This is a genomic window from Marinobacter sp. ATCH36 (assembly GCF_023555055.1).
Lineage (GTDB): Bacteria > Pseudomonadota > Gammaproteobacteria > Pseudomonadales > Oleiphilaceae > Marinobacter.
Genome location: NZ_JAMJPL010000005.1, coordinates 248832 through 255716, shown reverse-complemented (window position 1 = coordinate 255716; position 6885 = coordinate 248832). Strand labels below are relative to the sequence as shown.

Annotated in this window: 12 protein-coding genes; all 12 read left to right on the top strand. The window is 52.3% G+C overall.

Going from position 1 to position 6885, the window contains the following annotated elements:
* Positions 1-286: 286 nt before the first annotated feature.
* The 12 genes from M8010_RS15945 (at position 287) to M8010_RS15895 (ending at position 6680) form a co-directional block, all read left to right on the top strand.
* Positions 287-1045 (top strand): hypothetical protein, encoded by a 759-nt coding sequence (locus tag M8010_RS15945; RefSeq protein WP_250093599.1) that lies wholly within the window; start codon positions 287-289, stop codon positions 1043-1045.
* A gap of 94 nt (positions 1046-1139) precedes the next feature.
* A complete protein-coding gene (locus M8010_RS15940; RefSeq protein WP_250093596.1) occupies positions 1140-1961 on the top strand; it encodes a 2-keto-4-pentenoate hydratase in 822 nt (273 codons plus the stop codon).
* Positions 1962-1993: 32 nt separating this feature from the next.
* On the top strand, positions 1994-2347 hold the full coding sequence (locus M8010_RS15935; protein ID WP_250093594.1) for a TfoX/Sxy family protein: 354 nt from the start codon (positions 1994-1996) through the stop codon (positions 2345-2347).
* 65 nt (positions 2348-2412) lie between these two features.
* Positions 2413-2709, top strand: a complete 297-nt coding sequence (locus M8010_RS15930; protein WP_250093591.1) for a hypothetical protein — start codon at positions 2413-2415, stop codon at positions 2707-2709.
* A 3-nt stretch (positions 2710-2712) separates the two neighbouring features.
* Positions 2713-2943 (top strand): DUF2798 domain-containing protein, encoded by a 231-nt coding sequence (locus tag M8010_RS15925; protein ID WP_250093590.1) that lies wholly within the window; start codon positions 2713-2715, stop codon positions 2941-2943.
* 96 nt (positions 2944-3039) lie between these two features.
* Complete coding sequence (locus M8010_RS15920) at positions 3040-3519, top strand: acyl-CoA thioesterase (RefSeq protein ID WP_250093588.1); 480 nt, start codon at positions 3040-3042, stop codon at positions 3517-3519.
* Positions 3520-3636: 117 nt separating this feature from the next.
* Complete coding sequence (locus M8010_RS15915) at positions 3637-3903, top strand: DksA/TraR family C4-type zinc finger protein (RefSeq protein WP_250093587.1); 267 nt, start codon at positions 3637-3639, stop codon at positions 3901-3903.
* 40 nt (positions 3904-3943) lie between these two features.
* Positions 3944-4441 carry a nucleoside deaminase gene (locus tag M8010_RS15910; RefSeq protein ID WP_250093585.1) on the top strand — a complete coding sequence of 166 codons (498 nt, stop codon included), beginning with the start codon at positions 3944-3946 and terminating at the stop codon, positions 4439-4441.
* A 266-nt stretch (positions 4442-4707) separates the two neighbouring features.
* Positions 4708-5082: a GNAT family N-acetyltransferase gene (locus M8010_RS20150; RefSeq protein WP_502846227.1), complete on the top strand. Its 375-nt coding sequence runs from the start codon at positions 4708-4710 to the stop codon at positions 5080-5082.
* A 728-nt stretch (positions 5083-5810) separates the two neighbouring features.
* Positions 5811-6158, top strand: a complete 348-nt coding sequence (locus tag M8010_RS15905; RefSeq protein WP_349666115.1) for a fumarylacetoacetate hydrolase family protein — start codon at positions 5811-5813, stop codon at positions 6156-6158.
* Complete coding sequence (locus M8010_RS15900) at positions 6145-6324, top strand: hypothetical protein (protein WP_250093582.1); 180 nt, start codon at positions 6145-6147, stop codon at positions 6322-6324. The genes M8010_RS15905 and M8010_RS15900 overlap by 14 nt, the downstream gene beginning before the upstream one ends.
* Before the next feature lie 125 nt (positions 6325-6449).
* Entirely contained in the window at positions 6450-6680 is a 231-nt protein-coding gene (locus M8010_RS15895; protein WP_250093580.1) for a DUF2798 domain-containing protein, read from the top strand.
* Positions 6681-6885: the final 205 nt, after the last annotated feature.

Below are 6885 nucleotides of genomic sequence, written 5' to 3'. Positions count from 1 at the left end.
AATCCTCTTGGGTTGGTGGTTTTGGTTCGCGCTTAAAACATACCAGATCCAAGAGGATTTTTTTATGCCTGATCAATAATATTAACCAGAAATCAATGAATTATGAGTTTCTGGATGGGCACTAGTTAGTGATCGTCTACTAACAACCCAGGCTCGAGCAGGGGGGCCGATTAAAGCGTTTGATGAGAAAGCAAATAAAGCAGTTGTCTACCATGCTCGTGACGGTATTGTTGCAATAGGATATACAGGTCGAGGTTACTTGGAGGGGTTGCCGGCAGATCACTGGATGGCCAACGTATTAACTGGCTTATCATCCTCAAATCTTTACATGTATTCATGCCGACCAGATATGCAGTGGCTGGATTGTGGATCAGTTGTTAATACCCTAGAGCGCCGCCTTGGCGAAGCGTTCAAAAAGTTGCCAAAAAAAGATAGAAAAATGGCGCATGAAGTTTGCGTTGTTGGCTGGAGATGGCGCCGTAATAGGAAGTCAATACGACCTTTTGTTAGTGAATTGATTAAGCCTCGTGGGGAGTTTCAGAAGTTCAAAAAAACTTATGCTCAGCGGTTCTGGAACTGGAAAAAGACCTGTCAGTGGGTATTTAACCCAGATCGAATTGAAGGTTTCCGTAATAAGCTACGCAAGACAATCGTGGAGTCAGGGGGGCTTGATAGTCCTGAAAAATTTGAGCAGGGAATAGTGAAATTCATTCGCCACCTATCTCAAGCTGATGAGAGAGTCGGAAAAGCATGTATGGTGATCCGTATTAATCCATGGGCCGCGCAAGAGGTTTTGGTTCGATACGAGGCTCCTCAAACGGCAAATAAAATCGCCCGAATGAATGATAGCTTTACGCCCATTGTTATCGCCCCCCCTTCGGTCTGGGGGGCTTCTGAAGCTACAGGTGGACAGTGGTCCCATGAAGAACTGGTCGGTGGGAAGCAAGCTTTTCGCTGGATTTTTCAAGGTGTAGATTTGAAAAAGAAACCTAAGCAAGGCTTTCGTGGTACCCAGTCGAGACCAAAAAACCCGCAAGCACGCTGACTTATCGATTAAGAATTGCCGGAGAATTTTTTCACCGCTTTGCGGTTCCGAAATTGCCGCAAATCTCTGAGTTAGACCAACCGGAGCCTCCTCGATGCAGACCCCACTCGACCTTCACGCACTTGCACTGGAAGTGAAGGCAGCGCAAGACTCAAGGCACCAGATTCAGCCAATAACAGACCGTCTGCCAGCCTTCGATCTGTCGGCCGCCTATGAGGTCGCGAATCTTATTCACGATGCACGGCTGGCTGAAGGCGCCAGACCCGTTGGCCGGAAGATCGGTTTCACCAACCCGGATATGTGGTCAAAATTTGGGGTTCGAGAGCCGATCTGGGCGTACATCTACGACACAACGGTCGTTCAGTTGACAGACACAGTCGCAACATGCCCGCTCAGCAAATTTGCCGAGCCGAAGATCGAGCCCGAAATCGTTCTTCGCTTTCACTCAGCTCCTCGGGTCGAAGATGGACTTCGCGGCGTTCTGGACGCCATCGATTGGGTGGCGCATGGGTTTGAAATAGTGCAATCGCACTACCCCGGCTGGAAGTTCCAGGCCCCTGATACCGTTGCCGACTGGGCACTCCACGGCACGCTGCTGATCGGGCCGTCACTACCCCTTGCTCAATTGGGGAGCGATCCAGTGGCTGCACTTGAGTCCTTCTCGCTCGACTTGTCCTGCGACGGGCAACACATCGAAACGGGCAAGGGGTCGAACGTCCTGGGCAACCCGCTCGCCGCCGTTGCCCACTTGGTTTCGGTACTGGCTAAACAAGGCAACTACGCGCCACTGCAAGCAGGAGAAATTGTAACCACTGGCACGATTACCACCGCGTATTCCATTCAAGCGGGCGAAACCTGGCAATCTGCACTGCATGGTGTTGCGATGCCTGGGCTTAGGGTCAAGTTCTCAGCATAGGCATTATTCTAAAAACCGGGACAATGGACCAAATGAGCGAATTCGTCGAAAACCTGAATGATGTATTTTGCCAGTTTGGTCCTGTTTCCGTTCGGCGCATGTTCGGCGGCTATGGTGTGTATCACGACGGCCTGATGTTTGGTCTCGTCGCAGACGATATGCTGTATTTGAAGGTCGATAAGAAATCGGTTGAACGGTTCATTGATCTTGGGTTGGATCAGTTCGAATACGAGAAAAATGGCGCCATGATTAAGATGTCTTACTACATGGCACCCGAGAGCATTTTCGAGGATGCTGAACAGGCGAAGGAATGGGCCTCCGTGGCATTCGATGCGGCGCTTCGGGCCAGAAAGCCAGCGGCAAGAGCCAAGGTAAACAAGCAGTAACAGCCTGGTTCAATGGCACAACTCCGCCGCGTATCAGGCACTGAACGTCTCGAAGGATCCACACTGTGAAACGCATTCTCACCGTACTTTTGGGCATAGGCCTTATTGGTTGTGCATCGCAGCAACCAGCCGTCACGCTGAAGAACTCGGATTCCGCCATCATTGGTGAAAAGCCCGAAGGTTATCCAAGAACCTTTATCAAGCGCCTTCCTGATTTGCCCGGTTTTTGTATTGAGGTGACGGAAGATTGGAGAGAACATCCGTATCAGGATGATACGATTTGGCTGAAGGAAAAAACAATAAAGAGTCTGAACTGCCCTGGGGAATCCTTACCGGGCTCTACGAATGTTTTGAAGAGATAAAGAATGATTGACCGCAAGTATCACAGAATCGTGTTTTCGTTTTTCATGTCACTGTTGATGTCCTTCATCATGTCTCTAGTGATCAGTGTTTTTAACGTGGGTTGGGTCAGCAATATCGTTTCAATCTGGCTGAATGCCTGGCTTTTTGCGTTTGCGGTCGCCTTTCCCACCATAATTGTGGTGTCGCCGCTCGTTCACAAGCTTGTCAGTCTGGTTTTGAAGGAAGAGGCTTGATTCTCCCTTAGAAAACCGGGACAGATCCAGTTTTCGTGATCATCCGATTTAGCCCACTGTCGCCTATACTGGATAGCAAACCACCAGAGAAGCGCCATGGAAAACAATTCAACAAGCCTGAGCATGACCGTCCTGATGACGCCGGACAAAGCCAATTTCTCCGGCAATGTGCACGGCGGCACCCTGCTGAAGTATCTGGATGAAGTCGCCTATGCCTGCGCCAGCCGTTACGCGGGGACCTATGTTGTTACACTGTCCGTCGACCAGGTGATGTTCCTCCAGCCCATCCACGTTGGCGAGCTGGTCACCTTTTTGGCCAGTGTGAACTACACCGGCCGTACCTCCATGGAGATCGGCATCAAAGTGGTCACCGAGAACATCCGCGACAAGTTGGTCCGTCATAGCAACAGCTGCTTTTTTAGCATGGTGGCGGTTGATGACAACGGCAAAGCCGTCGCCGTGCCGCAGCTGGTTCCACGCACCGATGATCAGATCCGGCGATTTGCCAACGGTAAGGAGCGCCGTGCCATTCGTGCCGAACTCGAGGAACGCTACAGAGCACTTCATCGTAAGTAAGCTCGGAGGCCGAAAGGCAAACCCGTCTCCGAGAAAAATCGGTTTCGGCCACGTTTGAGCGCTCGCGCTCGAATGGTGTTGTTGAATGTTGCCAATCACACAGATTCCGGAGGGCCCATGGCAGGTGGATGGTCAAGGGATGGCGCGGTGCAGGAACAGATCGACGCCAGTGTTGAAGACGAAATCCAGCGCGCGCGCAGCCAGCTAGCCAAAGGCGAAAGCGCCGAGGAATGCGATGAGTGCGGTGCTCTGATTCCGGAGGCCCGGCGCAAGGCTATTCCCGGTGTCCGGTTGTGCATTGATTGCCAGTCGGCCCATGAAAAGGAACACCCCCATTCAGGCGGCATCAATCGCAGAGGCAGCAAGGACAGTCAGCTTCGCTAGCCGCCCAGGGGCAAGATCCAACAATGAGGAGAGGCCGAACGTGAGCTATTCCCTGACCGACGACACTGACAAAGCCTTTCTCCAGGAAGCCGTTCGCCTAGCCATCGAATCGGTCGACGATGGTGGAGCCCCTTTTGGCGCTGTGGTGGTTCACAACGGCAAGGTTATTGCCCGGGCTGGTAACCGGGCAAAGCTGGAGTGCGACCCCACCGCTCACGCCGAGGTAGCGGCAATACGCTTGGCCGGCAAGATGCTCGGGAGTGCGCATATGCCGGAAGCTATTTTGTACGCAAGCTGCGAGCCCTGCCCCATGTGCCTGGCTGCTGCTCACTGGGCTCGCATTCCCCGAATTGTGTTTGCCGCACCTCAAGAAACTGCAAATCGTGCCGGGTTTGCAGACGGCAATAATGCAGAGCAGCTTTACGGCCAAATTCACCCCGTAAGGCCCGAACGATTGGGGTTGACCCAGATCGAGCTCCAGAACTCGGCGGCGCCTTTTCGGGCCTGGCTGATAAAAAATGATCTGCCTCCCTTTTGATGGTGAGAGTAACGAATACCGGGACAGGGTGTTGTCCATGCTCATAATGTCGTACGTTTAAGGATTTAAAAATCGGCTGCACGGCCACCGATTTTCCACCGTTTCGCGGCTCCAAACCGGCGCGTGAGACGGGCGTTGGTCAAAGGAATATGCCCCATGAAACCCGATGTCACTATCAGGAATGGAACAAGTGTCGATGTCAGCGCAATTAGCGAAGTGACTATAGCTGCCTTCAATACGCTTGAGATCAGCAACCACACTGAGCAATTTATAATCGAGGCGCTACGTGCTGGCAATGCCCTCACGGTATCGCTGGTCGCGGAGATGGGTGGCCGGGCTGGTACGGACTTGGACCTGTTTCGGTCTTGCCGGAATACCAACGTCGGGGCATTGGCAAGGCCCTGATCCGCGAAGGATTGGCACAACTGAGGGAGATGCATGCTCGCGGCTGTTGTCTCGTAGGGCATCCGGAGTACTACAAGAAGTTAGGATTCGATAACGTTCCAGAACCTGTCCAAAAAGGAGTTCCACCGGAAGTCTTTCTCACAATGTCTTTCGACGGGAATATTCCCCAAGGCACTGTCACTTTCCACGAAGGATTCAAAGTGGCTGGCCAACAAGAGCGCGCAGGCGACGCTTGACAGTCCATCCCGATTCGTCATCGCGAATGCAAGGTCTGACGAATTCATCGGGTTTTGCGGGACCAAAAATGAAGGAACAGCATGGTGAGAACAATACTTCTTGGGAATGCAGGAGCTGGTAAGAGCACGCTCTCCAAGAGATTGATTGCCAGAGAACCAGCCGCTCGCCTGTCTCTTGACGAAGTGGCATTTTGCGAAGGGACGCAGAGGCGCCCACTCCAGGATAGCATCGCTGATGTGAGGCTTTTCATTGCCGATCATGAGAGCTGGATAATTGAGGGTTGTTACGCAGACATAATCGAGCCGATCCTGGGCGAGTGCGACGAGCTAATTTTTCTGAACCCTGGAGTTGATGTATGTATCTTACGAGGCTTTCGAAGGGAACAAGCGTGAACTCAATCATACGAGTGAGTATGAATCGGTATGACCATCGCAGGCATGGCGCCGTCCTTTCCAACGCTGCTTCGCCTCCATTCCAAAGCCGTGCATACTGCGGGCATTGGACCAACCGGAGAACCCACGATGCAGACCCCACTCGACCTTCATGCACTTGCGCTCGAAGTGAAGGCAGCGCAAGACTCGACGAGCCAGATTCAGCCAATCACAGATCGTCTGCCAGCTTTCGATCTGCCGGCCGCCTACGAGGTCGCGAATCTTATTCACGATGCACGACAGGCTGAAGGCGCCAGACCCCTGATACCGTTGCCGACTGGGCACCCCACGGCACGCTGCTGATCGGGCCATCACTACCGCTTGCTCAATTAGGGAGCGATCCAGTGGCTGCACTTGAGTCCTTCTCGCTCGATTTGTCTCGCAACGGGCGACACATCGAAACTGGCAAGGGCTCGAACGTCTTGGGCAATCCGCTCGCCGCCGTTGCCCATTTGGTCTCGGTACTGGCTAAACAAGGCAACTACGCACCTCTGCACGCGGGAGAAATTGTAACCACTGGCACGATTACCACCGCGAATTCCATTCAAGCGGGAGAAGCCTGGCAATCTGAACTGCATGGCGTTGCAATGCCTGGGCTTAGGGTCAAGTTCTCAGCAAAGGAATTGGATCATGGTTCACAGTGACCGTGAGTATTTCTCTGCTGCCATCAACTTTTTCTGGGGCGATGGCACTGCCTCACCTGAATCCGTCAATGAACGATCCGCAGAGATGCAGGCTACCTACTCCCTCGCCTACTCCGACCAAGGGAACAAGGCCTTTCTGATTTGCCCGGTTTTTGTATTGAGGTGACGGAAGATTGGAGAGAACATCCGTACCAGGATGATACGATTTGGCTGAAGGAAAAAACGATAAAGAGTCTGAACTGCCCTGGGGAATCCTTACCGAGCTCTACGAATGTTTTGAAGAGATAAAGAATGATTGACCGCAAGTATCACAGAATCGTGTTTTCGTTTTTCATGTCACTGTTGATGTCCTGCATCATGTCGCTGGTGATCAGTGTTTTTAACGTGGGTTGGGTCAGCAATATCGTTTCAATCTGGCTGAATGCCTGGCTTTTTGCGTTTGCGGTCGCCTTTCCCACCATAATTGTGGTGTCGCCGCTCGTTCACAAGCTTGTCAGTCTGGTTTTGAAGGAAGAGGCTTAATTCTCCCTTTGTCCAACACTGAATCTGCTCTGAGTGAGCCGCTGAGGTGGGCTTGATCAGTTACGAAGCCAATTCATAGGTTTCTTTCATGCTTGAAAAACGCATTCCTCCCCTACTTTTTGGGGTTTGCGTTCTGGTTCCTTGCCTGGGGTGTCTTTCTGGGGTCTGGCTGGGGTTTACTTGGAGTGGTATTTTTTGTGCTATA